At 73.2% G+C, this 2,561-nt stretch carries 2 protein-coding genes; both read right to left on the bottom strand.

What is annotated here, in order from left to right:
- Positions 1-455: Sec-independent protein translocase protein TatB (gene tatB / locus NBZ85_RS30140; protein ID WP_261563322.1), on the bottom strand; the 455-nt coding region annotated here is incomplete at its 3' end.
- 66 nt (positions 456-521) lie between these two features.
- Positions 522-1,871 carry a S1C family serine protease gene (locus tag NBZ85_RS30135; RefSeq protein ID WP_261553686.1) on the bottom strand — a complete coding sequence of 450 codons (1,350 nt, stop codon included), beginning with the start codon at positions 1,869-1,871 and terminating at the stop codon, positions 522-524.
- Between the last annotated feature and the right edge of the window lie 690 nt (positions 1,872-2,561).

The following is a 2,561-nucleotide window of genomic DNA, read 5'->3' as shown; positions in this document are numbered from 1 at the left end:
GGGCGGGACGCGGTCGCCTTGGGAGGCGACGGCTTCGACAGCAGCGTGGGCGTCGACGGGGCCGGCGGCGCTGGAGTGTCGGCGCGACCCGGCTCGCGGGCGGCGTCCTTCGGCAGAGAGGACTTCGTCAGCGACGGGGTCGCGGGCGCGTCGTCGCCGAGGAGCAGCGCGTCCAGCGCGGTCCGCTTCGTCAGATACGGCGGCAGCGGGAGCTCGTCCTCGAACAGGTGCTTACGGACAAAGGTCTTGGGATGCAGATCCCGGATGTCGAGATCGGCGAATTCCGGGCCGAGCTCGGACCGGAGATCATTGCGCATGCCGTTGGCCATCTGCCGGAGTTGGCGCAGCATGCGCCCCGCGTCCCGAGCCGCCTTGGGCAGCCTGTCCGGACCGAAGACGAACAGGCCGATCAGCAGCAGGACTGCGACTTCACCCCACCCGACACCGTTGAACACCGGCTGAGCGTACCTCTCCCGATGTTGCCGTGCGGAACTCCTGGGCAACGAAGAGATGTCCAATACTCAGTTCTGTTGTTCCTGGAGTGTCATTTGGGCGGTTGCGGTGACGCCGCCGCGCACATAGGTGACGATGACCTTGTCGCCCACCCGGTGCAGCCGAGCCGCCACGAGCAGATCATTCGTCCCCCGGATCGTGTTCGCGTCGATCCGGGTGATGACGTCGCCGACCCGCAGTCCGGCGCGGGCCACCGGGCCGTCGGAAACGAGGCTCACCAGCCGGGCGCCGGGAACCCCGCCGGTCGCCGTCGCCTCGCCCGCGGTGACAGTGGCAGCCGAAGCGCCGACGTAGGGATGGGTGGCCCGACCGGTCGCGATGAGCTCCTGGGCGACGGAACGCGCGAAGTCCACCGGGATGGCGAAGCCCACACCGATGCTGCCGCTCTGGGTCTGCTCCTCGTGGCCGGGGACCGCGGCGATCGCCGCGTTGATCCCGACGACCTGCCCGAGCGCGTCGAGCAGCGGGCCACCGGAGTTCCCCGGGTTGATCGCCGCGTCGATCTGGATTGCGCCGATGAGGACCGTGGCGACGGTGCCGTTCTCGGCCGGCACCGTCGGATTGCGGTCCAGGGCGCTGACGACACCCGTCGTCACCGTCCCGGACAGGCCCAGCGGCGCGCCGATGGCGACGATCGGCGCCCCGACCACGAGCGAGCCGGACTGGCCCAGTGTCGCGGCGGGCAGCGGCGCCGGCGCCGGAATGCGCAGCACGGCGAGGTCGGTCTGCGGGTCACGCCCGACAACTTGGGCCTGGATCTGGCCGAACTCCTGGTAACGGCGCACCGAGATCGGACTGCCGTTGGCGACGGCGGGCGCGATGACATGGTTGTTCGTGAGGATGTAGCCATCCGAGCTGATGATCACTCCGGAGCCGGTGCCGCCGCTGCCGTCGTCGCCGACCCCACCGACGTCGACCGTGACCACGGTGGGCAACGCGGCCGCGGCGACAGCGGCGACCGTGCGGCGGTCCGTGACGGGAGCCGGGCTGCCGACACCAAGCGTCTTCACCGGCTCGACGCTGGTGTCACCCGTGGTGATGGCGACGGCCAGGCCGCTGATCGCACCGCCCACCAGCCCCGCGACAAGCATGCACACGAGCAGCACCCGCCAGCCGAGGACGACCGGGCGCCCCCCCAGCCTCGCGCCGCCCCCCGGCCTCGTGCCGCTACCCGACGCTGACCGCCGCGCCGAGAATGCGGGTGCCGCGGCGCTGCCTTCCTTGCTGCCTTCCTTGTCGTCCTCGTCGTGATAGCCAGCATCGCCGGCACCGCCAGCCCACGGGTCCGGCTTCGCGTCCCCGCCGGGACCGGCGATGCCGACGCGCCGAGCAGGCCGAGCGGGCCGCAGAGCCGTCACCGATCCGATGCCTCGGGCGGACTCACGAGCCGGCGCGACGGTCGCCCCCGACCCGGTGCGTCCGCTCGGAGCCGACCTGGATTCGGCGGGCCGGCCAGCGCCGCGGCGCGACGCGGCCATCGTCGCCGACCCGCCGCGGTCCCCCGGAGCCGGCTGCGACTCGGCGGCCACGGTGACGTTCCCTGCTGCCTGCGTGGTGAGCGCCCGGCTTCCCGAGGCCTCCGAGGTCGACCTCGGAGGCCGCTCCACCCTGGTCTCAGCCGCCGTGGCACCGGTACTACCAGCGCTACCAGCGCCGCGGCCGGAATGCCGCCCGTGCCGGGCACCGCTCGACGGGCGCTGCCCGCCCTCACCCGGCGGGGGTACCGGCGGCCGGCGGGCTGACAAGCGCACTGCGAGGGGCGACGCTGCCTGCTCCGATCCGGCCGCGTCCGGCCCCACGGCATCCGGAGGCGGACCCGCCGCGCCGTCGGCGGGCATCTCGTCGAACACCTCGAGCCCGTCCGGTGCTTCGGGAACGTTCGCTCGTGCCCCGGCGCCACCCCTGGCGGGCAGCGCGCCGTCGGCCAGCGGCAGCGCCGGTGCAGTCCCCTGTGCCGGCGCAGTCTCTGTGGTCGGCGCAGTCTCTGTGGTCGGCAGAGCCGCCTGCACCGGCGCTGCCCTCGCGGACGGCGCGGCGGAGGGTGGCTG

This window comes from Frankia tisae (assembly GCF_025403405.1).
GTDB lineage: Bacteria > Actinomycetota > Actinomycetes > Frankiales > Frankiaceae > Frankia > Frankia tisai.
The sequence above is the reverse complement of the archived record's forward strand: the minus strand, read 5'-3'. Positions and strand labels throughout refer to the sequence as shown.